General features: G+C 46.2%; 16 protein-coding genes. 12 read left to right on the plus strand and 4 right to left on the minus strand.

Going from position 1 to position 24188, the window contains the following annotated elements:
* The first annotated feature begins 117 nt into the window (after positions 1–117).
* A complete protein-coding gene (locus tag MKY01_RS16190; RefSeq protein ID WP_339282596.1) occupies positions 118–1539 on the plus strand; it encodes a family 43 glycosylhydrolase in 1422 nt (473 codons plus the stop codon).
* A gap of 124 nt (positions 1540–1663) precedes the next feature.
* Here the strand turns inward: MKY01_RS16190 and MKY01_RS16195 are convergent, their stop codons facing one another.
* Complete coding sequence (locus tag MKY01_RS16195; RefSeq protein WP_339187133.1) at positions 1664–2578, minus strand: AraC family transcriptional regulator; 915 nt, start codon at positions 2576–2578, stop codon at positions 1664–1666.
* Positions 2579–2794: 216 nt separating this feature from the next.
* Between MKY01_RS16195 and MKY01_RS16200 the strand changes: the two genes are divergently transcribed.
* The 4 genes from MKY01_RS16200 (at position 2795) to MKY01_RS16215 (ending at position 8875) form a co-directional block, all read left to right on the plus strand.
* Entirely contained in the window at positions 2795–3670 is an 876-nt protein-coding gene (locus tag MKY01_RS16200) for a fumarylacetoacetate hydrolase family protein (protein WP_339282597.1), read from the plus strand.
* A 21-nt stretch (positions 3671–3691) separates the two neighbouring features.
* The gene (gene gucD / locus MKY01_RS16205; RefSeq protein ID WP_339282598.1) at positions 3692–5158 is read left to right on the plus strand and encodes an alpha-ketoglutaric semialdehyde dehydrogenase GucD; all 1467 of its coding nucleotides are present in this window, start codon (positions 3692–3694) and stop codon (positions 5156–5158) included.
* Positions 5159–5174: 16 nt separating this feature from the next.
* On the plus strand, positions 5175–7151 hold the full coding sequence (locus MKY01_RS16210; protein ID WP_339282599.1) for a YjhG/YagF family D-xylonate dehydratase: 1977 nt from the start codon (positions 5175–5177) through the stop codon (positions 7149–7151).
* A 62-nt stretch (positions 7152–7213) separates the two neighbouring features.
* On the plus strand, positions 7214–8875 hold the full coding sequence (locus MKY01_RS16215) for a glycoside hydrolase family 43 protein (protein ID WP_339282600.1): 1662 nt from the start codon (positions 7214–7216) through the stop codon (positions 8873–8875).
* A 172-nt stretch (positions 8876–9047) separates the two neighbouring features.
* On the opposite strand, the gene MKY01_RS16220 is transcribed toward MKY01_RS16215, so the two are convergent.
* Positions 9048–9404: a DUF3221 domain-containing protein gene (locus MKY01_RS16220; protein WP_127549420.1), complete on the minus strand. Its 357-nt coding sequence runs from the start codon at positions 9402–9404 to the stop codon at positions 9048–9050.
* A 173-nt stretch (positions 9405–9577) separates the two neighbouring features.
* On the opposite strand from MKY01_RS16220, the gene MKY01_RS16225 reads away from it, so the two are divergent.
* From MKY01_RS16225 to MKY01_RS16235, 3 genes are all read left to right on the plus strand, one after another.
* On the plus strand, positions 9578–9880 hold the full coding sequence (locus tag MKY01_RS16225; protein WP_235431574.1) for an immunity 53 family protein: 303 nt from the start codon (positions 9578–9580) through the stop codon (positions 9878–9880).
* 41 nt (positions 9881–9921) lie between these two features.
* A complete protein-coding gene (locus MKY01_RS16230) occupies positions 9922–10653 on the plus strand; it encodes a hypothetical protein (RefSeq protein WP_047843145.1) in 732 nt (243 codons plus the stop codon).
* A gap of 66 nt (positions 10654–10719) precedes the next feature.
* Positions 10720–11187: an Imm26 family immunity protein gene (locus MKY01_RS16235; RefSeq protein WP_047843146.1), complete on the plus strand. Its 468-nt coding sequence runs from the start codon at positions 10720–10722 to the stop codon at positions 11185–11187.
* 285 nt (positions 11188–11472) lie between these two features.
* On the opposite strand, the gene MKY01_RS16240 is transcribed toward MKY01_RS16235, so the two are convergent.
* Positions 11473–12087 carry a TetR/AcrR family transcriptional regulator gene (locus tag MKY01_RS16240; protein ID WP_047843147.1) on the minus strand — a complete coding sequence of 205 codons (615 nt, stop codon included), beginning with the start codon at positions 12085–12087 and terminating at the stop codon, positions 11473–11475.
* A 176-nt stretch (positions 12088–12263) separates the two neighbouring features.
* Here MKY01_RS16240 and MKY01_RS16245 point away from each other — a divergent pair, with 176 nt between their 5' ends.
* On the plus strand, positions 12264–13001 hold the full coding sequence (locus tag MKY01_RS16245) for an SDR family NAD(P)-dependent oxidoreductase (protein WP_047843148.1): 738 nt from the start codon (positions 12264–12266) through the stop codon (positions 12999–13001).
* Between the two features lie 130 nt (positions 13002–13131).
* Here MKY01_RS16245 and MKY01_RS16250 read toward each other — a convergent pair whose 3' ends face one another.
* Entirely contained in the window at positions 13132–14004 is an 873-nt protein-coding gene (locus MKY01_RS16250; protein WP_036671442.1) for an AraC family transcriptional regulator, read from the minus strand.
* A 208-nt stretch (positions 14005–14212) separates the two neighbouring features.
* Between MKY01_RS16250 and MKY01_RS16255 the strand changes: the two genes are divergently transcribed.
* The 3 genes from MKY01_RS16255 to MKY01_RS16265 all read left to right on the plus strand — a co-directional run bounded on the left by MKY01_RS16255 (position 14213) and on the right by MKY01_RS16265 (position 23987).
* The gene (locus MKY01_RS16255; protein ID WP_339282603.1) at positions 14213–20596 is read left to right on the plus strand and encodes a GDSL-type esterase/lipase family protein; all 6384 of its coding nucleotides are present in this window, start codon (positions 14213–14215) and stop codon (positions 20594–20596) included.
* Between the two features lie 275 nt (positions 20597–20871).
* Positions 20872–22584 (plus strand): histidine kinase, encoded by a 1713-nt coding sequence (locus MKY01_RS16260; RefSeq protein ID WP_127549416.1) that lies wholly within the window; start codon positions 20872–20874, stop codon positions 22582–22584.
* Positions 22581–23987 carry a response regulator gene (locus tag MKY01_RS16265; protein WP_127549414.1) on the plus strand — a complete coding sequence of 469 codons (1407 nt, stop codon included), beginning with the start codon at positions 22581–22583 and terminating at the stop codon, positions 23985–23987. The genes MKY01_RS16260 and MKY01_RS16265 overlap by 4 nt, the downstream gene beginning before the upstream one ends.
* Positions 23988–24188: the final 201 nt, after the last annotated feature.

Genomic DNA, 24188 nt, shown 5'->3' on the forward strand with positions numbered 1-24188 from the left:
TTAGGTTGTAAAAAAGAATAACCCATACTCTACTTAAGCTATTTTCTATTATACGAGAGTTATCTTTATTTCATAGAACGAATGTACTATTACAATTATATGAGGAGTGTAGCTGGAATGAACAAGCAGGGGTTCAACCCATATCTTCCATCCTGGGAGTACGTACCTGATAGTGAGCCTTATGTATTCAATGAAAGAGTGTATGTGTATGGTTCACATGACCGTTTTAACGGACATGCTTTCTGTCTGAACGATTATGTATGCTGGTCTGCACCCGTGAATGACCTTGGGAATTGGAGAAATGAAGGGGTGATCTACCGAAAAACAGATGACCCGTTGAATCCGAATGGCCATATGTGCTTGTATGCGCCAGATGTTACGCTGGGTCCCGATGGGCGGTATTATCTGTATTATGTGCTGGATAAGGTACCCGTTGTTTCGGTGGCTGTATGTGATGCACCTGCCGGTAAATATGAATTCTATGGTTATGTACAATATGACGACGGCACTCGTCTGGGCGAAAGAGAAGGGGACGAGCCCCAGTTCGATCCCGGCGTGATGACTGAAGGACAGCACACTTATCTGTATACCGGCTTCTGTGCGGCCGGAGACCAATCAAGACATGGCGCGATGGCCACGATGCTAGGTCCGGATATGCTGACGATTGTGGAAGAACCCATATTCGTAGCACCGAGCGAGCCTTACAGTGAGGGCAGCGGTTATGAGGGCCATGAATTTTTTGAGGCGCCTTCCATCCGGAAGAGAGGTGATACCTACTATCTGGTGTATTCCTCCATCGTTATGCATGAATTATGTTATGCCACCAGTCGATTTCCAAATAAAGGATTTACATATCAGGGCGTCATCGTAAGCAACTGTGATCTCCATATCGACTCCTACAAACCTGCTGACAAACCCATGTATTATGGAGGCAATAACCATGGCAGCATTGTGGAGATCAACGGAGACTGGTATGTCTTCTATCACCGTCATACCAATGGGGACGCATTCAACCGACAGGGCTGTATTGAGAAGATATCTTTTGAAGAGGACGGCAGCATTCCTCAGGTGGAAATGACCTCCTCTGGTGCGGGTGGGAGACCGCTTGAAGGAAAAGGCGAGTACCCCGCATATCTTGCATGTATTCTTTTGACCAAAGATGATCAGAAGTACACTGGAGGTTTCGGGGCAGGAGCCTGGCTGGACAGCCGCTTTCCAAAGATCACCCAGGATGGTAGAGACGGTGATGAAGAAGTCGGATATATCGCCAATATGGTTGAATCCGCAACGGCAGGTTTTAAATACTTTGATTGCCGAGGAATTCGCCAGGTCTCGATCAAGGTACGGGGATATTGTCACGGGGTATTTGAGGTCAAAACCGCATGGGACGGTCATGTCCTGGGTACAATCCCGGTACATTTCACCAATCATTGGAAACCCTATTCAGTCGAGATGACCATTCCGGATGGTATACAAGCTTTGTATTTTACGTACAGAGGTTCTGGAAGTGCAAGCCTTGCATCATTTATTTTAGCGTAATCCTCAAACACATGATCTGAGCAATCCAGACAAAACAAAGCAGCTGCTGGTCATCCAGTAGCTGTTTTGTTGACCGATCAGCCTATGCGGCTCAGACAATTTTGGGGTTTTTATGATTAAACTTTTAGTCATCTGCAACGTTGGCTTCTCCAGCCTGCTGCGAATGGCTGCGATATTCGCTTGGCGCGATGCCTGTCCACCGCTTGAATTGGCGGCTAAAATGCGCATTGGTCTTATACCCCAGCATCATCGCAATATGATCTATGTTCAGGTCGGTTTGCTTTAACAGCCGCTGCGCTTCGTTCAGAAGGGTTTCGGATAGAAACTTGCGCGGAGCGATGCCGTATACCTGCCGAAAAATACGATTAACCTGTGACGGGCTAATGCTCAGCGACTTGGCGATGTCCTGAATCCAGGTTCGATCGCTCTCCTGAATTTCCCCGTGAAGATGGATATATCTTACCGAATCCTCAATGTGCTCAGCAATCTGATGGGCAATGGTTTCTTTTCTCGACAACGTAACGGAGGCTTGCTGAGATAACTGACCGACCAGGGAACCGAGCAGTTCAAACACGGCGGCATGTACCTTCATTTGTTTGGAGGAAGTTAGCGAGCTAGACAAATGCTCTGTGGCCAGACCATACAAGGTAGACAGGGAAGGGGAAAGCCCCAGAGCCAAATTTGAATTTGCCGGATAATAGATGTCTTTGCAACGGTTAAGTTCTCTGCAAAAGGATGTATCGTGTATGCTGAAATGCACAGAAAAATAAGTGAACCCCTCCGGTCCGGCTCCGGTGCAAGAGTGGGTCATACCAGGCCGGATGAACAGAAGGTCACCAACCGACTGACGATAAGACTGCCCGTTGACAACCATGTTCATCTGCCCGTCCATCATCCAGTGCACTTCATACATTGAATGTTCATGAGACGGATAAGTCCAGCTGGAATCTACCTTTCTTGCATGCAGCCCCAATAATTGAAAAGACATGCGAACATCGGGTAGACGACCTAAATACACAGCATCCGAAAGCTTGGTCACAGCAAACCAACCCCCTTGTACTATTCTATATACCAACATCCTGTCATCGGATTGTCCTCGTAAATTATCTTTAGTTTAATGGATCTAACCTCATCTTAACAGAAAAAAATGCGTGAAAAGGGTAAATCGTCGGAGTGATTAGAACATCGTCATGAACCATAGCGGGTGCTATGGTAGTATTATCAACCCGATGGGGAAAAATGGAGGCAAGCTTGAATGAGAATTATTCGATTTCTGGACGGACAACAGAAGTGGCTGGCAGCCGTTACGGATGATGAACAAGCGTATCGTTTGCCACAAGCAGATTTTATGACTTTGATCCATCAAGCAAGAAAGCAGGGGATTTCTCCAGTTCAACTTGTTGAAAGCGCTTTTAAACCATTAAACAAGTTAACTGACGATTGGACTTCCTTACATCTAATCACTCCATTGGAAGCTCCGGAAGTATGGGCGGCGGGTGTGACTTATCAGCGTAGCCGGGAAGCGCGAAATTATGAAGCAACGGAAGGCAAGCTAGATGCAAAGACCTTTTACGATAAAGTTTACGATGCCGAAAGACCGGAGATCTTTTTTAAATCTACAGCAGCCCGCACCGTCGGGCCCAATGAGGCTGTCACACTTCGCAGCGATTCCAATTGGCAGATCCCTGAGCCGGAGCTGGGGTTGGTGCTTGCCGGGGATGGCAGCATTGTGGGATACATCGTTGGCAATGACATGAGTTGCCGCGATATTGAAGGGGAGAATCCGCTATATCTACCGCAAGCAAAAATGTGGCGCAATTCCTGCTCGATAGGGCCAGCCATTCGTCTAGCGGAAACGGTGCAGAATCCATATGCGTTCAGCATCGTCTGCGAAATATATCGCGAAGGTGAAATAGTTGTCAAAAGCGAGGCAAGCACAAGTGAGTTAAACCGAAAACTCGATGAGCTGGTCTCTTTTCTGGCCAGAGATAACAATCTCTTTGACGGTACGGTGTTATTAACAGGCACAAGCATTGTGCCCCCTAATGATTTTACACTTGCACCAGGGGACCGCATTGAAATATCCATTAGCGATATCGGGACACTTATTAATCCAGTCATTTCAAACTAATGTACAAGGAGGATGAATGCAATGACGACATTTCAGGTAGAGCAGACATACAGCAATTACATTAACGGAGAATGGGTGAAGGCGACATCCGGTGAAACCGAACCGAGCATCAACCCGGCGAATCGGAAGGAGGTAGTTGGCTACGTACCCACCTCAGGCGTAGAGGATCTGAACCGGGCTGTTGCAGCGGCGAAGGAAGCAGCAAAAGATTGGCGGAGGTTATCGGGTGCGGAACGCGGAAACTATCTATTTCAAGCAGCCAATGTGCTGGAACGCCGGGCCGATGAAGTTGCAGAGGCGATGACCAGGGAAATGGGCAAAACACTCCCAGAAGCTAAAGGAGAGACACTGCGCGGTGTAGCAATCTTAAGGTATTACGCCGGAGAAGGCATGCGAAAAACTGGGGATGTCATTCCATCAACGGACAGCGAAGCACTGATGTTTACGACTCGCGTACCCCTTGGCGTTGTTGGGGTTATTGCTCCTTGGAATTTCCCAGTAGCCATTCCGATTTGGAAAACGGCTCCGGCCTTGATTTACGGCAATACGGTTGTGTTGAAGCCTGCTCAGGAAACTGCGGTCACTGCGGCTAAAGTAATGGAGTGTTTTGAAGAGGCGGGCATTCCGGCAGGCGTTCTTAATCTGGTATGCGGCAGAGGCTCAGTGATCGGATCTGCACTTGCTGAGCATCCGGATGTGGGCGGAATAACGTTCACAGGTTCCAATGAAGTGGGCAAACGGGTCGGCGGCGCAGCACTGGCACGTGGGGCCAAGTATCAACTTGAAATGGGTGGGAAAAACCCGATTATTATCGCGGCTGACGCTGACCTGGATTTGGCTGTGGAAGCCACGATCAGCGGTGGGTTGAAATCGACCGGGCAAAAATGTACGGCCACCAGCAAGGTCATTATTGAACGAAAAGTATACGATGCCTTCAAAGAAAAGCTGCTCTCGCAAATCCAGGAAATTCGGCTGGGTGACGGCATGTCTTCTGGAAGCTGGATGGGTCCATGTGCAAGCGAAGGACAGCTCAATACCGTGCTGAGTTATATTCAAAAAGGCCAAGATGAAGGTGCCGTTCTGCTCACTGGCGGAAAAAGAGGGGACGGTCCGGGACTGGAAGAGGGATTCTATGTGCAGCCGACCGTATTTGAAGGGGTCGAATCCCATATGTCCCTCGCCCGGGAAGAAATCTTTGGCCCGGTTCTGGCCTTGATTGCGGTAGATTCCCTGGAGGAAGCGATCGAAGCGGCTAATGATAGCGATTATGGCTTGAGTGCTTCCATCTATACACAGAACGTCGGAGCCATGTTGTCTTTCATCCGGGACATGGATGCAGGACTGGTCAGAATTAATGCAGAAACAGCCGGCGTAGAGCTGCAGGCTCCGTTTGGCGGAATGAAGATGTCAAGTTCACACTCCAGAGAACAGGGGCAAGCGGCTATCGAGTTTTTCACGGCCATCAAAACGGTCTTTGTGAAGTCATAAACTGTGGGAGGCTATCATGTACGAACAGATTACGTCGATTATGGGAGAGACCGCGTCCAACTGCTTCGATATCATAGCACATGCTCCAGGGGCTGCCGGACGTCTGCCTTTAACGGATGATTTGCTGCGGAATGCTCCAAGCGGCGACTTGTTCGGCATGTCCCAGAATGTTGGAATGGGCTGGAAGCCCGGGGAATTGAACGGAAAACAATTTCTGATCTTGAGTACACAAGGTGGCATACGCAATGAAGACGGCAGCCCGGCAGCACTCGGTTACCATACGGGCCACTGGGAGGTCGGCCTGCTGATGAAGGCTGCCGCAGAAGAACTGTCAAGCCGGGGAGGAATCCCGTTTGCTGGATATGTCAGCGATCCGTGTGACGGCAGATCACAGGGGACGACCGGCATGTTTGACTCGCTTCCGTACCGGAACGATGCCGCTATGGTATTTCGCAGACTGATTCGCTCGCTGCCAACTCGTAAAGGCGTGCTTGGTGTCGCCACTTGTGACAAAGGTCTTCCAGCGATGATGCTCGCACTTGCCGGCATGCCGCAATTGCCTGGTGTAATCGTTCCCGGTGGCGTCACACTTCCACCTACCGATGGAGAGGATGCCGGTAAAATTCAGACCATCGGTGCACGGTACGTCAACGGGGAACTTTCTCTGGAAATGGCTTCGGATTTAGGATGTCGAGCTTGTGCTACACCGGGAGGAGGCTGTCAGTTTCTAGGTACCGCGGCTACGGCCCAGGTTGTAGCAGAGGCACTGGGTATGACAGTGCCTCATGCCGCGCTTGCACCTTCCGGGCAGCCCATCTGGTTTGAAATGGCGCGCCAATCGTCACGTGCACTCATCCATATGGAGTCACAGGGGATGCGGATGGCAGACATTGTCACCGATGCATCCATTCGCAATGCGATGACCGTTCATGCCGCGTTTGGCGGATCGACCAATCTGCTTCTTCACATACCGGCGATTGCCCATGCCGCCGGTTTAACCATACCCGCGGTACAGGACTGGATACAGGTCAACAAAAATGTTCCAAGGCTGGTTAGCGCCCTACCAAACGGACCGATCTTTTATCCGACCATACGTGTCTTTCAGGCAGGAGGTGTACCGGAGGTCATGCTACACCTCAGACAGCTTGGTCTGTTGGATGAGTCTGTACCAACGGTTACAGGTACTTCATTGGGTCAGGTACTGGACTGGTGGGAATCGTCGGAACGCCGTCATCTCATGCGGAAGCAGTTAAAAGAGCAGGACGGCATCGATCCAGACAGTGTCATCATGAGTGTAGAACACGCTCAGCGGCTTGGAATCTCATCGACCGTAACATTTCCAACCGGGAATATCGCTCCGGAAGGTTCAGTCATCAAATCCACCTCTATTGATCCTGCTGTATTGGATGAACATGGCGTATATCGTCATCGTGGCAGAGCAAAGGTTTTTACCACTGAACGTGAGGCGATCCATGCGATTAAGACCGGAGGTATTCTGGCTGGCGACGTTGTTGTGCTTCTCGGGCGAGGTCCATCGGGAACTGGAATGGAGGAGACGTACCAGCTTACATCTGCGCTTAAACATTTGCCTTTTGGCAAATACGTGTCACTGATTACGGATGCCCGGTTCTCCGGTGTTTCCACCGGAGCATGTATTGGTCATGTTGGCCCCGAAGCGCTGGCAGGCGGACCGATTGGCAAGCTGCGGAACGAAGACCTGATTGACATCGCGGTTGATCGTAACACGCTGGAGGGTAGCATTAACTTTGTCGGAGAAGGCGAATTGGAGTTTTCACCGGAGGAAGGTGCTCTCATCCTGGCACAAAGGCCCTTTCATCCAGATATGAGGCCTGATGAGGCTTTGCCGGATGATACAAAGCTCTGGGCTGCATTGCAATCGGTCAGCGGTGGGACTTGGAGAGGGAATGTATATGATGTCGAGCGGATCATAACTGCCCTGGAAGCCGGCAAAAAAGCGCTAGGCTGGTACTGATATCTACCTTTCGTGAATCTGCTGTTGTACAGATCATTACTTTCATACCGGAGGTTTCTTCCATGAATAAGATCAAGAAAATGATCACCAATCCCATCCTGCCCGGTTTCCATCCCGATCCGTCCATCTGCCGAGCAGGGGAGGATTATTATATCGCCACTTCCACCTTTGAATGGTTCCCTGGTGTACGAATTCACCATTCCCGGGATCTGGTTCATTGGCGGCCCATCGCTTCTCCGCTGACTCGTGTAACGCAGTTGAACATGGAGGGCAACATTAATTCCGGAGGCGTATGGGCACCCTGTCTTAGTTACAACAACGGTGTGTTTTACCTGATCTACACCGATGTCAAAAGCCGGGTAGGCGCTTTTAAAGATACCCATAATTACCTTGTGACAGCAACGGATATCGAGGGACCTTGGTCCGAGCCGGTTTATCTGAACAGCAGCGGTTTTGATCCTTCCCTGTTTCATGATGAAGACGGGCGTAAGTGGCTGGTCAATATGATATGGGATCACCGTAAGGGCAAAAATCGGTTTGCAGGCATCGTTCTTCAGGAATATTCCGTCCAGGAACATAGGCTGATCGGACCGGCCATGAACATATTTAAGGGAACAGAATTAGGCCTGACCGAAGCACCCCACCTGTATAAACACAAGGACTATTATTATCTCATTACGGCTGAAGGTGGAACCGGTTATGAGCATGCGGTTACCTCAGCACGTTCCCGTACGTTACAAGGTCCTTATGAGGTCGATCCTGCCAATCCGATCCTCACTTCATACGACAGACCGGATTTAGCTCTGCAAAAGGCAGGCCACGGTAGTCTGGTCGAAACGCATACCGGCGAATGGTACATGGCTCATCTGGTCGGACGACCCGTTCAGCACAAATATTGCATTCTTGGACGTGAGACCGCACTTCAGCCATGTACGTGGAGTGAGGACGGCTGGCTGAGACTTGCGAGCGGTGACCGATATCCGGAGGTTCAGGTGCCTGCACCGATGATCCAGTCCCATCCGTTTGAGCCGATTGCTGAAATGGATGACTTTGATCACTTTGAGCTTCGGCATGATTGGAATACACTTCGCATTCCACCCGACTCGACTTGGCTCAGCTTGACGGAACGTCCCGGTTACATACGATTGCACGGCATGGAGTCGATGAGTTCAACGCACAGGCAAAGCATGATCGCACGGAGACTTCAGGCCTTGAAGTGTGAAGCCGAGACGTGTCTGGAATTTGCGCCGGACCATCCACAGCAAATGGCCGGATTGATTTTGTACTACGATACCCAGGACTATCTCTACTTACGTGTAACTTATCATGAGGAGAAAGGGCTCTGCCTGGGGATCATTCAGTCCAAATACGGGGTATACGACGAACTGTTGGAGGATATTCCGCTAGAGTTGGTGAGCACGCTCCGTTTAAAGGTTGTGGTGGATCAAGATCGCGCCAGCTTTTATTATGCGTTAAATACTGATTCATCCTGGAATACAGCAGGCGAGTGGGTTGATATCACACATCTGTCCGATGAATCTCCAGAGTATATCCGGTTTACGGGAACCTATATCGGTCTTTGTGTGCAGGATCTAGGTGGAACCCGAAAACATGCCGATTTTGATTACTTTAAATATAAAGAAACAAAGCATGTAGCTGGTGTATTGGAAACGGAAATGGAGAGCCTTACCTTTGACGGCGTAGAGATGATTAAAAAACCTTAAAAGCCTTAGCATTGATTTGAATGAATTTCGGGAGGGCTAATGAGAGGAGAGGCCGGTCGGATTTATCCGTACGAGATTTAACTCCGAACTCTTGAAAACAAAATGATAAAAGACCTTACGTTTGCTTTGAAACGTTAAGGTCTTTTTATCGTTTTAAACAATCGAAGAATTCTCAGCCTATTTTTTCAATACTCACAACGGTTCTAATGGGTGGCGAGGGTTCTAGTTGGTCAAAGCCAGTAGTAATTCTTACTCTTTGCCCTACCTCAATTGTTTCATATGTTTCTCTATTGACCAAATAATACGAACCTTCCTGGTCTTGTGCTAATTCTATAAAATCCTCAAGATTTCCATTCTCCAGGTCTTCCTTACTTACATTTTGAAGAACAAGAAATTTGTACTTGTCATTTTCATCTGTTTTAAATACTACAGTGCCCTCGAAAACTGGATAATTCTCTTTCTCATCCTTGTTAGAACAGCCCGAAAGTATAATCATACTAATGAAGATAAACAATATTATTTTTTTCATAATGACCTCCTTGATTTGAAATAAAGTTTTCCCCTTGCTTTTAAGTATACCCTACGTAAAAAAAGCAAATTATTACTAAAAGGTAATTCATACGAAAAAAGTATGCAATATGGCATGAGAATTCCTTTAAATAATAATTCCCTAGAGTAGAAAAAACAAAAAAAGAGGTCACGATGATGGATATCCTAAAATGGATTCAAAGCTGGTATTATGAAAACTGTGACGGTGATTGGGAGCATTTATACGGTGTGCGAATTGATACGGTGGATAATCCTGGTTGGTCTGTCGAAATCGATTTGACGGATACCTATTTAGAAGATGTGCCATTTGATTCGATTGAAGAAGAGAGAAATGAAGAAGATTGGTTCTACTGTATCGTGAGAGATGGAGTGTTTCACAGTGCAGGGGGAGCAAAAAATTTAGAAGAGATGCTTAATTGCTTCAAAAATTGGGCTTCAAGTTTGGATAGAAGTTAATAATGCACTAACCATCGGGAGTAATCTAAGGAGAGAACCAGATGTATCTAAAAGGATTCAATTTGGATTTACCGTATATTGTAGATGATGAAAATATTGAATCTATAATAAAAAAACAAAAATGTGAGTACAACGAAGCAACAAAATTAGATTATGCGTTGAATTGGAAATGGAAAAGACGCTCTTTTAGTTTGGAAACCCGCTGTATTACAGCGATGTATGAACGTCTGTTGGGGAAATACAAAACGAAAGATTGTTGGAAAGTCCTAATAGAGTGTGTAGAAAACATTACGGATGAACGTATTGTTAACGATTCTGGTGTGTGTTCGGTACCGATCCAATTTAGTTTGAATGACTTTAGTGAAAAAAATGAGTTGGAGAAAAAAAAGGCTACGCTTCGCCTGCTAATGGAAGGCATAGAGAAACTTGCTCTACGTAATAATTGGGATATTGATCCATTTAGGGAGATAGCTTTGCAAATAGAGCAGTTAGATTATGTAAATGAATGGACTTGGAAAAAAGACGTAAAGAGCCCTAATAAGAAGTACAATGCTAGAGTCATATGTCATCATAATGTAGATAGCATGGATATATTCCTATCTATTTTACAACGTGATGGTACGCAAGTACTTGTAGAGAAGGTCATATCAGAACAACCAGATGAATTTGCCTATGCTGAACATCTAGGTGAACTTACATGGGTATCTGATTTTGAAGTTGCTTTAATTAATAAAACAGGTACTGAAAGGCACTCTGCAACCCTGAAATATTAATACGCTGTTAAAAATTCCACTTAGAAGAATAGGTCGAATAAAAAAGAAATAGTAAAGGATAAAATAATGAAAAAAAGAGTTTCGGTGAAGATAGGAGATGTCTTCTCAATAAAACTAAATCAGGATTGGAATTGTTATGGACAAGTTGTTTCTGAAGGAAGAATATCAGATTGTATGATTGTATTTGATTTGATATCAATGGAACACCCAACAGTAAGTGAGATCACTACTAAACCAATCATTTTCTTAATACAGACTGTAAACTCCAGGATTGAAGATGGTATCTGGAAAGTGATTGGTAATGCTCCAATACCTAGGATGACATTTCCCATGTACAAAGAGGAAACTGAAGATGGATATACATTGGTAGATCATAAGGGTGATATTGTGACTGAAACTCCCAGTGCTTCACAGATTGAAGTTGCCTCCGAACTGGAATCTTGGTCACCTGTTAGTTTAGAAAAAGCAGTCATTGCTAGATTTGTAACTGGAGAATGGGACCCGTATTATAATGATTTAATTTATATAGAGTAGTCTATGTTCAATGGTCTAGAGAAAAGGACATAGTCCGTTTACCGCTTGGGCTTGTATCTAATTAATTTTCACTTAGGCATGCATTTATCTTGAGGATTTCATTCCTCTCGTGTAAATGACATGCCCGTTTTTATTTATGCTTTAAATCCCCTTGTGATTTTGCGTCCTGTTGGTGTCTGGGCATGTCCCTGAGTAATCAGGAGCATCTGCTCCATCTGCAACTAGCCTGTTATCTAAAGCAGACATATCGTTCATCGTGATGTTCACAAATCAACTTACTTGAGATCAAGATTCAAACGTGTTACCGACATAATGAAAAGAGTGAATATGCGTTTTGGTGAGATCAATCACGTTTTTGATAAATGCCTCACGTGATTCACGATATCCGCTTAATATCCAATTATTTAATAGTCCAAAAAAACCGTAGGCGGTATAGTACTTGAAATAGTCCATATTAACTGGGGAGTTGTTGATCGTCTCAAAGACAAATTGCTCCTGATAGATTTTGAGTATGGTTTGCGGAAAGCCTGTATGTAGACCGGGTAACGTATCATCGTATTGAATCAGTTCGAAGAAATCACGGTGCTCGTAGATATAATCCACGATTTGAAAAGATTCGGCATCCAGCTTGTTTGTTGAAACCTTTTGACCGTGCCAATAAGGTTTGCCTACTGCGCCCCTCAATCCTTCGAGTGTCATACTCAACAACTCTTCGGCGAGAATATATTTATCCTGGTAGTGTAAATAAAACGTGCTACGATTATAACCCGCCTGATCAACGATGTCTTTGACAGAAACACCATGGAATCCTTTTTTCTTAATGAGCTGAATCAGAGCAGTTTTTAGGTGCTCCTTGGTTCGATTACGATGTTGAGATGTCACAATAAGTTCATTATTCATTCAAAAAAACTCCTATAAATATAGACATAGTTTTATAAAGTGTCTACGAGGTAGACACTTGGTCACATCTTAATGATTGGATTGTTACAATTTTAAGCATAGAATTAGTTTTGTAAACATCATATAGCACTATTTATATAGGCGCTATTCAAAATATTATACTGGGGGATTTATTCATGGGCAAACTTCAAGATAAAGTTGCAGTCATCACAGGAGGAGCATCCGGGATTGGCGCAGCGACAGCTCGCTTATTCGTTTCCGAAGGAGCTAAAGTGGTCTTGGTGGATCTAAATGAAGAAAAAGGTAAGGCGTTTGAGCAGGAACTGAAAGCGCTTAAAGCAGAGGCTCTCTTTATTAAAGCAAACATAACAAGTGAAGAAGAGGTTTCTGAGATTTTCAAACAAACCGTAGAAGCATTTGGTCAAGTCGATATCGTATTCAACAATGCGGGAATCGGACGTGTTCATCCCACGCATGAGCTTGATTATGCCGAATGGCGCAATACAGTCAATGTTGATCTGGACGGCGTATTCTTGGTTGCACGTGAAGCGATTCGCGAAATGCTCAAAATTGGTGGAGGTACAATCGTCAACACGGCTTCCATGTACGGATGGGTTGGTTCACCTGGCTCTGCAGCCTACAATGCAGCTAAAGGCGGCGTTGTGAACCTGACTCGTTCGCTCGCGCTGGAGTATGCTGAGCAGAATATTCGGGTGAACTCCCTTTGCCCAGGCTTTATCGATACACCGATTATCCCGGAAGAGAGCAAACAAGCACTTTCAGCGGCAACACCAATGAAACGTCTGGGTCAAGCAGATGAGATGGCAAAAGCCGTTCTGTTCCTGGCTAGCGACGATTCTTCATATATGACAGGAAATAGCTTGATCATAGACGGAGGATACACCGCTCAATAAGTGTAGCAATTATCGAAGCACACAAAGAACATAGTTCCATTAAAAGTCGCTATTCTAGCGGCTTTTTTTATATTGTATTGGTATAAGAGCAGTTCCCAATTCAAGGACAACTAGCAAACAGCGATTTTAGCTATTCATAATAGATGGCCTCATAAGGAAACTCTAACTTATTCAAGCGATATTCTTTGGGCGACATGGACATATATTGCCGAAAAACTTTGCCGAAATAGCTGGGACTCTCAAACCCGCATTGTTGACCAATCTGAGAAATCGGAAGTTCCGTTGTGCGGAGTAGTCGGATTGCAACCTCAATGCGTCTGTCTTTAAGATAGGCTAGCGGTGATGTTTTCTCGGATTTCTGAAATAACCTGCACAAGTAGTGTTTATTGATATCGCAATGGCTGGCTAGAAGATCCAACGTCAATGGAGATGCATAATTCTCTCGGATGAACTTTTTACATTTCTCAATCGTTGTTATGGATAGGGCACCGATATCCTTCTCCGCATCCCGACTCGTCTGTACCAGGATAAGCAACCACCGATAGATTTGCATGGACAAGCGATACTTGTCCGTAACCTTCTCTTGATGAATCAAATGGATAATTTGCCATAACTCTTGAATCAAGGGAGAGTCCGCGTTTCGTCGAATGACATGTCCCTCATTATCATGCATCATATCCCAAATTCGGTTAGCTTCATCCCCGCGAATGTTGATCCATATAAATTCCCATGGTTCGTTGTTCTCTTGTTTATAGTAATAGCAATGTTCTCCTGCAATTTTGACAAGTAGGGCATGTCCCTTCGGTAAAGGGAGCGTTTGATTGTCAATATCCAGATAACCCTGGCCATTAAGTGTGTATTGAAAAACGACATGCCCCGGGTCCGGTCTATCATCACTTGGACAACGATATTCCTCGCTAGAAACGATCTGCCATCCAATAGAGTCCAGTGTCATGATTGATGTATCGTCATTACGAAAAGCATAAGAAACCGTATGAACCATCGTTTCATCTCCTTCCTAAAAAAGTCAATTATCTTATATAATACGTCACATTTTTTAGATTGTCTGTCTTTTTTTAGACCTGTAAGATAAATGTAAGCGGTAACATAAAGAGGAGGTGGCTGTAAATTGTGTTCATATGACAACAAGCTGGGCAGGATCGAACTGATGATTCTAAAAATGAATTTTTAGATAAGGGGGAGTTAATCGAATGATCCGAAGAACTGTTTCCATCCAAAAATCGATGTTTGTATCTTTTTTAGCACTCCTTATGGTTATTTCACTGGCTGTTCCTCCGGCGCCGATACGTGCAGAGTCATCAAGCAGCCTGCCGGGTCGCCAAGCAGAGTATCTTAACCGGGGATTGGTTGCGGTTCTTGTAGACAACGGCGTTTTTTTAAGCTGGAGGTATTTAAACAACGATCCAGATGATATCGCTTTTAATATATATAAAAACGGAACCAAAGTGAACGCATCGCCCATAAGCGATGTGACCAACTATGTGGACACCACTGGTTTCGACAGTTCGCAATATCAGATCTCCACCGTTATTGCAGGCAAAGAGCAAATGCAACCGGAAGTTGTATCGGTCTGGCATAACGATTATCTACCTATTCCGCTCGATAAACCGGCCGATGGTCGGACTAAGGATGGCGGAACGTACTCCTATTATGCTGGAGATGCTTCCGTAGCTGACTTGGACGGGGATGGCGAGTATGAAATTGTCTTCCTGTGGAGTCCAAGCAATTCCAAGGACAATTCGCAGGCGGGTTATACGGGGAATGTCTATATCGATGCCATCAAACTGGATGGCACCAAGCTGTGGAGGATTGACCTGGGAGTCAACATCCGCGCCGGAGCGCATTATACGCAGTTAATGGTGTATGACCTCGATGGCAACGGAAAGGCTGAGGTTGTTGTCAAGACGGCGGACGGCACAAAGGACGGCCAAGGCACGGTCATTGGTGACGGCACGAAGGATTATCGCAACGACGGCGGATACATACTCTCAGGTCCAGAATATCTCACGCTGTTTAACGGTGAGACTGGCGCGGCTGTATCTACCGTGAACTATGATCCTCCAAGAGGCAACGTCAGTGATTGGGGTGACGGCTATGGCAACCGTGTAGACCGTTTCCTTGGCGCCATCGCTTATCTGGACGGTACGAAGCCAAGTGTCGTGATGAGCCGGGGTTATTATACCCGCACAGTGCTTGTTGCTTATGATTATGTTGGCGGGGAACTCGTCAAACGCTGGACGTTCGACACAAACGAAGCAGGATCACAATATCAATCACAGGGCAACCATAATCTAAGTGTGCTGGATGTCGACAAGGACGGCAAGGACGAAATTATGTTTGGCGCCTTGGCCATTGATGATGACGGCAGCTTGCTGTACAGCACCGGACTCGGCCACGGTGACGCCATGCACGCCGGCCAGCTCGATCCGAACCGGGAGGGCTATCAGGTCGTAAGCGTGCATGAGCATTCTGATGCGGCATACGGTCTGGAGATGCGCGATGCGGCAACAGGTGAAATCCTCTGGGGTGAGAAAACAGGTTTTGACACCGGTCGCGGGATGTCGGCGGACATTGATCCGAACTATCCAGGTTACGAATCATGGGCCACGACCGTTACCAACGGGCAAAGTGTACCTGTAACCAATACCTATTCTGCAGCAGGAGAGGCTATCTACACTGTGGACGAAGGGCCCAAAACCGCCAATTTCGCCATCTGGTGGGATGGAGATCTTCAGCGGGAGCTGTTGGACCATGAGTGGGATAATAGCACAGCCAAAGGTATTCCACTCATCTATAAGTGGGATTACCAAAACAAAAAGCTGAATGAAATCTTCCGGGCGACCGGTACGTTAACGAACAACCATACCAAAGGCAATCCGGCACTTCAGGCGGACATTCTGGGTGACTGGCGTGAGGAGCTTCTGCTACGGAGCGAAGATAGTTCGGAGTATCGTCTCTACACAACGACCATTCCTTCAGACTATCGCATCCCTACGCTGATGCAGGACCCTGTGTATCGACTTGGCGTAGCCTGGCAAAATGTAGCCTACAACCAGCCGCCTCATACCGGCTTTTATCTTGGAGCGGAAGCTACAGCATTCCCTAAAGCCGATCTGACTCTGACCCGCGAAGCTGAAATGCTGGAGCCGGTCTACCGCTTTAATTTCGGTACAGAGACTGCGTCAGGAAGTACGAACATACAGGATACGCTCTACGCACAAGATCCGGGATACGGCTTCAAGGATACAAGTGATGTTACGGTAGGGGCAAATCAGGTCTCGGTCGCGGCGGGCACGACATTTGCCGTTGATCTGCCCAATGCGAACTATAAGGTGATGTTGCGATTGGGCAATGATGCAAATGACTCGAACGTTGGAGTCAAATCCGAATTCGTCCAGAAGCTCGCCGTAACCAATGTGACAGCAGGGACACCACTGGAGTATTCCTATGATATTGCTGTGGTGGATGGACAGCTCGATCTTCTCTTCACGGGTACAGCCATAGACATCCAAGACGTCATCATCGAGAAATATCCAGAGAAAGCGGCTGGTGCGGCAACAACGATCTATATGGCTGGTGATTCAACCATGCAATCTTACAGTGAAGCGCAGGCTCCTCAAGAAGGATGGGGCCAACAGTTCGGACGTTATTTCTCCAATGGGGCTGTCGTCGTGAACGATGCGATCGGCGGCCGAAGCAGCAAATCATTCATGGTAGACGGTCGTCTCGATACGATCCTGCAACGAATTAAGCCGGGGGACTTCTTCTTCATTTCCTTTGGTCATAACGACGCGAGTGCAGGGATACCGGACCGGTATGCATCCCCTGAGGATTATAAGATCTACTTAACTCGTTATGTAAACGGTGCCAAACAGCGGGGCGCTACACCGGTATTGCTCACTCCGGTTGGGCGCAGAGATTTTAATACAGTGACTCAGGAATTCAACGTCAGCTTCCCGGCATATGTTCAAGCTGCCAAAGAAGTGGCGGAAGAGCAGGACGTGCCGCTGATTGATCTCAGCAAGTTGAGTATTGCTTACTACGACAAAATTGGTAATACAGCTACGGAAAAAGTGTTCCTATATGCTAATCCGGGTGAATATCCAAAATACCCGAATGGGATCAACGATAATACGCATTTCAGCAGCTATGGTGCACAGAAAATTGCCGGACTCGTTGCTGGTGCAGTCAAAGACATGGAGCTGAGCATTTCATCACTGGTCATCGACCCGGATATTTCCGAGCCAGAGCCAGAGCCGGAAGCCCAGCTATATGAGGAGGATTTTGAAGGCGACGCTGCCAACTACCAATATGCGATGGTCAATGCCACGGGTATTGCAGGAACCATGACGGGAACCGTTGTTGACCAGTCCGGAAATAAGGTACTGTCCGTCGCGGGTTCCGGATCGGGCAATCGGGCCAAGGTATTCCGTCTGTTCGATGCCGTAAACGGCGATCAGGTGAACGTGAACTTTGACTGGCAGTCCGGTAATGTGAGTGCCTATCCATCAGAAGGTCATCTCACAATACAGGATTCAAACGAAAATGCCCTGTTCACGCTGCATACCAAAACCGGAAGCACCAAAATTCATTATTTTGTCGGTGCATATAACCCAGACTACGGCACAGGGGATACAGCCATACCCGAAGGGGGAACGGCTACAGATATTTCCAAGAACCAGTGGGTCAATGTGGATGCAACCGTTAATTTTGCCGAAAAAACATTGGATCTGACATTAACGAACCTAGCCGATCCGATAGTTACCCAAACGATTGCAGATATCTCGCTGAGTTCCGCCGCATATGCGGACAACGTCAGATCCATGCGGTTCCTGGGAACGAGAAAAGGCGGTGGAGGCACGTTGAACTGGACTACCCAGATCGACAACGTGCGGATTGAAGGCACTCAGCTCTCTTCGGAGAGTGGCGATCAGACGGCCTTAATCGCTCTGTACGATGAGATCAAAGCACTGAATCTGTCGGATTATACAGATGCATCGAAGGCCGTGGTGAACCGGGCTTTGGCAGCTGCGGAAGCTATATTCAATACGGAAGCCACGCAGGCTAAAGTTGACCATACGTTTAACATGTTAACTGTTGCGAAGGATTCATTGACAAGTGAACCAAACGAAGAGATAAGTGAATACAAATTTGACTTTGGTTCTGGCGGCGCAGCCGACGGATACATCAAGGTAGATGCCAAAAGAGCGTACATTGAAGGCAATGGGTACGGCTTTGCTGATACTGCGCTGACCAAAGATGAGAACCGGGGAACCGGAGATTTGCTCAAGAAAGATTTCACACGAGTAAACGGTACCTCTTTCCTGGCGGAAATGGAGCCGGCGAATTACCGGGTAACGATGACCATCGGGGATGCGGAGGAATCAACCAGCGCAAATGTGGTTGTAGAGCAAATGACAAAGCTGGCGCTTACAAGCATTGCCAAGGGCGAATTCAAAGAAATCACGTATGACGTTGCCCTGATTGATGGGGTCTTTAACTTCAACTTTACCGGAAATGCACCGAAGATCAATGCGCTGAAGCTGGAGCGACTGCCAGATCACAGTGCAAGCGATAAACCAGTTATTTATTTGGCCAGCGATTCCACGGTGGCCAATTACGCGGAAAACTATCGTCCGCAAGCGGGCTGGGGAGAAACGTTGGGTGAATATTTTGATCCAAATGAAGTCAGTATTGATAACCGGGCAGTTGGAGGTTTGAGTAGTAAGACCTTCCTGGTCGGTGGATATCTCAACGATATTTTACTCGACATTCAAGAAGGCGATTATCTATTCATGCAGTGGTCTCATAACGATTCCACACCTTCACGTCCAGAGCGTTATCTTACACCAGAGCAATTTAAGGTATATCTGAAAGAATACATTAACGGTGCTCTGCAGAGAGGTGCGATTCCGGTTCTGGTCACACCAGTGAACCGTCGTGATTTTACCGGAGAGGTGCTGAACAAAAGCTTCCCGGAATACGTACAGGCGATGAAAGAAACGGCGCAGGAAACGGAAACGCTTATCATCGATCTGAACCAAGCCAGTTGGGAGCATTTCCAGGAGCTTGGCACAGAAGGAACCAAATCGATATTCATGTGGGTAGGCACAACGGAAGACAATACACATTTGCAAATGAACGGTGCAATCAAGGTGTCTGAACTCGTAGCACGCCTTGTGAAGGAATTGAATATACCTTTATCTGATTTTGTTACGTTGGAAGGAGAATCTCCGGAGCAGAAGGCCCCGCATACTACGGCAACTGTGGAAGGAGAATTGCAGAACGGCTGGTATACTTCTCCAGTCCAAGTAACCTTCACAGCAAGCGATGAAGATTCCGAAATTGAAGGGACCTATTATCAAATTAATGGTGGCGAAACGGTGAGTGGCACACAATTGACTCTAACTGAAGAAGGAACACATACCATCAGCTACTGGAGCGTCGATGTTGACGGTAACAAAGAGAGCGAACAGTCTTTGTCCATATCCATTGATCTCGTACCTCCAACCATTGAGATTCATGGTCAAACCGAATACACCATTGATCAGCAGGTGGAAATTGGTTATACAGCTTCCGATTCGGTATCCGGTGTGGCAGAACCGGAGGGTGTGCTTCTCGACACTCCTGCGTATACACTGGAACCCGGCCTGAACGAGGTTACGGCAACGGTCTCGGATTTGGCTGGCTGGGAACAGACGGTAGAATATAGTTTTGGCGTTATTGCTACATTCGACAGCCTGATTAATCTGACCAACGCCTTTGCCGATGAATCGACCGATCCTAATGCTGGTGTTCTTGCTGATCAGCTTACAAACACGTTACAGCAGGCCAAACAGGCAGCAAACGATCGTGAAGGAGCAAAAGCGCGTCAATTGCTTGCATCCTACGGTAATGACGTTCAAGCAGTTAGAGGAACCGTATTTACGGATGAGCAGGCAAGTGTGCTGATTAAGTGGGAGGAATGGCTCCATCAGACAACGCCACTAGCAAACGGTGCCCCTGGCACTCCGGTGTTATCTGATAATAATGGTTACGACACGGGGCTCAAAGACGGCGACTACACAATCACGATGAATCTATGGTGGGGTAATAACGGCAATCAGTTCAAACTGTATGAGAACGGTGAATTGATTAAAGAAATTTCTCTGGTCGATCAATCCCCGTCCGCCCAATCTGTTCAAGTTGATATTACTGGAAAGAAAAATGGCACCTATATCTATACTGGAGAATTGATCAATGCACTGGGTTCAACCATGAGTGTTCCACTAACAGTCATCGTCACGGATGCTTCCCCGGGGCAAGCCGTTCTGTCGAACGACAACTGGGACGGTGACGGCAACTATAATGTCACCATGAATCTGTGGTGGGGAACAAACGCAACCGAATACGAACTTTACGAAAATGGTGTATCGATTGACACACAATCGCTGCAATCTCATTCGCCTGGTACACAGTCTGCGGTTACCTCAATCTCTGGAAGAGTACCTGGAATCTACGAGTATGAAGCTGTACTTCGTAATTCTTCAGGGGAAACCAGATCACACAAATTAAATGTGACGGTACGAGAGTAGACTGAAATGTTGGAGCATTCCATTAACAAGAAGTGATTACAACTGAAGTAAGGTACGCATATAAAAGTGCTATTCCTCATTATTTTGAGGAGTAGCACTTTTTATATGCGCACAGTATGAAAGCGTTTGACTTATTTGAATATCAATCTATAATGATGAAAGGAAATTGGACTTGGACAGGATACAGACAGCCTGTCCGCTTGAATGTATATTCAGAGCAAGCTTCCATACGCAGGAGGCTTGCTGTTTCATTTTCAGAAGGAGAATAGGTTCCCATGACACTTAAAAAAAGAATATTTTTACTGTTCTTTCTCAGTGCGTTTATCCCCTTTATCAGTATATTTGCAATTTCTTATTATACGATCGACTCCATTTTCGCAAATAAGATCGATGATGGTATCCGTAGCAATTTACAGCAGGTGACATCCTCATTGGAGAATTCCATCACCAATCTGAATCATGTGACGCAACAATTATCTTACAGGGGTACTTTAGGCAAAAGAATGGATGAATTCTTGAATCCGTCCTCCGATATCTTCGAACTGATTGAGGCCAGGGACGAATTAAAAAACGAGTTAAGTGTTGTGACCTTCACCAATCCTAATATCGGATTGACCCTATATTACTTTCAAAAAGAAGGTACTACTCAGTTCGGCAACTTTCCGATTAAGGATCGTTTCTCTCCTGAGTCTCTGCCTGTGCTCTTCCAAACCTATGGCATTAAGTACTATGGCCCCCATATGAGTATGAACCGATTTGATGATCAACTCGTTCTGTCTGCTATGCGCAAAGTGCAATTATCCGAGAGGAACGACGTGTTCATTTACGTAGAATCAGGCTTTCGCCTCACTCAAGATATCTTGGGTTACAATCAATACAACGGCGCATTATCTCATCTCATCCTGGATGGTGAAGGCAACATTGTGTACAGCGAAATACCGGAAGCCATGAAGGTAGGGGAGAATTTCACCAGCTTAACGGTCGATCCTGCCAAGGACGGAATATCCCGCGGGTATCACTGGTTCAAGGAGGATTCCTCACAGAAATGGAGTGTCGTATCGGTCATTTCGCAGTCTCAATATCAACAGGAGAAAAACCAGTGGTTGCTTCAAATTTTGCTGGTCGCTTTATTTTTCCTCGGCTTTACCGTGTTTCTCGCTTGGCTCCTGTGGAAGATGGTGTACAAACCACTCGGTCTGTTCCATTCGGAGATCAATGGAATGTCCAAAAATCCACAAACAAAAGGGAGCCGAGCTCGCACTCAGATTCCCGAATTTGATTTTCTGTTGGGTGAATTTTCGAACATGCAGCATCAGATTGGTGACCTCTTCAAGGAAGTACAGCAGAAAGAGAAGATTCGTGCAGACCTGGAAGTGGAAAAGCTGCTCTATCAGATCAACCCGCACTTTCTGATGAATACGCTCGATACGGTGCACTGGCTGGCCGTCATGAACGGACAAGGGGAGATCGACAAGCTGGTGCAGTCATTGAACAAGTTGCTCTATTACAATCTAGGCAAATTAGGGCAAGTATCCACTATGGAAGAGGAGATCGATGCCCTAAGACAGTATCTAATTTTGCAGCAAATTCGCTATGACTTTGAATTTGACGTCCGCATTACTGCAGATGAACAAGTGCTTCAAATTCCTGTGCCCCGCTTTATTCTGCAACCTCTGGTTGAAAATTCGTTATATCATGGATTAAGTGACGAAGGTTTTATTCAGATTGAAGTGACATGCACTTCAACGTTGAACATTATGATACAAGATAATGGTGCAGGTATGACTGAGGAAACCATTCATAATCTGCTGAACAATCGTGAAGCTGAACAACAAAAAGTAGGGATGGGCATCGGACTTAATTACGTTCACCGCATGTTGAAAGCACAGTACGGGGACCAAGCACAACTGGTGATCGAGAGTGAATTGGGAACAGGGACAAGCATACTGCTCGTATTGCCTATTAAAGGAGAAGATATCTCGGCATGATTAAGGTATTGATTGTAGATGATGATAAGCTGGTACGCAAAGGTATTAGCTCTGCGATGCCATGGGACGAGTTCGACATGGAGGTTGTAGGAGAAGCAAGCAACGGGTTGAAAGCACTGGATTTTCTGAAAACCCAACCGGTCGATCTGATGCTAACGGATCTTGCGATGCCCGTCATGTCAGGGATCGAACTGATGCGAGCTGCAAGGCAGCTCTATCCTGAACTTCATATCGTCGTGTTAACACTGCATCAGGATTTCGATTATATCCAGGAAGCGCTAAGACTCGGAGCCATCGATTATATAGCCAAAGTGCAGCTGGAGAAAGAGCAATTCGAACATGTTCTGCAACGGATTCATACCCGAATTAACGGGTTGACAAGCACGATAAGAAAGATGCCTGCACAGAATGAAATCAATTTCCATTATCGAAATGTGTATGCTCTTGTTTCACAAGATCGGAAATCAGAGCATACATGGCCAATGGAGCTAACTGCGCATGAAGATGAGATAAGATGGGAGGTTGAGCGTCATAGCTACATGTGGGCTACACCCCCGTCCGAAGAGAATCAACTGTTTCATCAATTGAAGGAATGCCTGCATCAAGTTCCCCAGTGTACGTTGTTGGTTTTGTCTGATGTACAAGAGCGAACATGGTCGCAAATCAAAAACTGGATTATGAATTATACAGAGACGTCTTTATTCTATGCATACAACCCCAATAACCAAGTCATTGCCGTTTCGATGAATGAGAAAGACACATGTTCAAATGAACCACAGGATGAGGACCTTGACCGGATTAAACAAAGTTGGTTCCAAACCCCATGGACCCACCACGACAGTTACTATAACCAACTCATTGACCAGTTTATATCCTTACGATTACATAAAGGTCAGTTGATGGGATTGCTGTACTCGATCTTAATGGAGTGGAACCGTATTTTTGCCCAAACTACGCTTGGAAGAATCTCGATGATCCATTCTTTCGAGTCTTGGTACGAGGTTGAAGAATGGATCAAACAGACTGCTGCAAGCATTCGAAAGGCTGATGAACAGACTTCGTACTCACAGGAAATCATCGATGCCGTGAAAAAAGCGGTGATGATCGTGCAGCAGGATTTGGAACAGGCCTATACAGCTTCAGGTCTCTCCCAACAACTCAATATCAGCCGAAGTTATTTCAGTCAATGTTTCAAAGATCTGATGGGGAAAACCTTTAATGAGTACTCCCGCTTCATCCGGGTGGAGAAATCCAAAGAGTACTTGCTCAATACGAATAATACGATTTTCTGGATTGCGGAGCGAGTGGGTTATACGGATGAAAAATATTTCAGCCGGATTTTCCGCGAACTGACAGGTCTTCTGCCAAGCGAATATCGGCAGCTAGGTAGAGGAAATAAATAGCCGACAGTCTCCTGTTTTAGGAGCTGCCGGCTTTTGTTTTTGATCGAGAAGAGGGGTAGATAGACAAATGTTAGTCAGTAGGTAGGGTAAATGATCACAAGTTAACCATACTTCATCATACGGACTGAAAACTGTAACCATTTCTCTATCCAAACGGACGTGTAATCCCTATCTCGATTGGCCTTCACTTCAATTTATAAT

This window comes from Paenibacillus sp. FSL R5-0486 (assembly GCF_037975155.1).
Classification (GTDB): Bacteria; Bacillota; Bacilli; order Paenibacillales; family Paenibacillaceae; genus Paenibacillus; species Paenibacillus amylolyticus.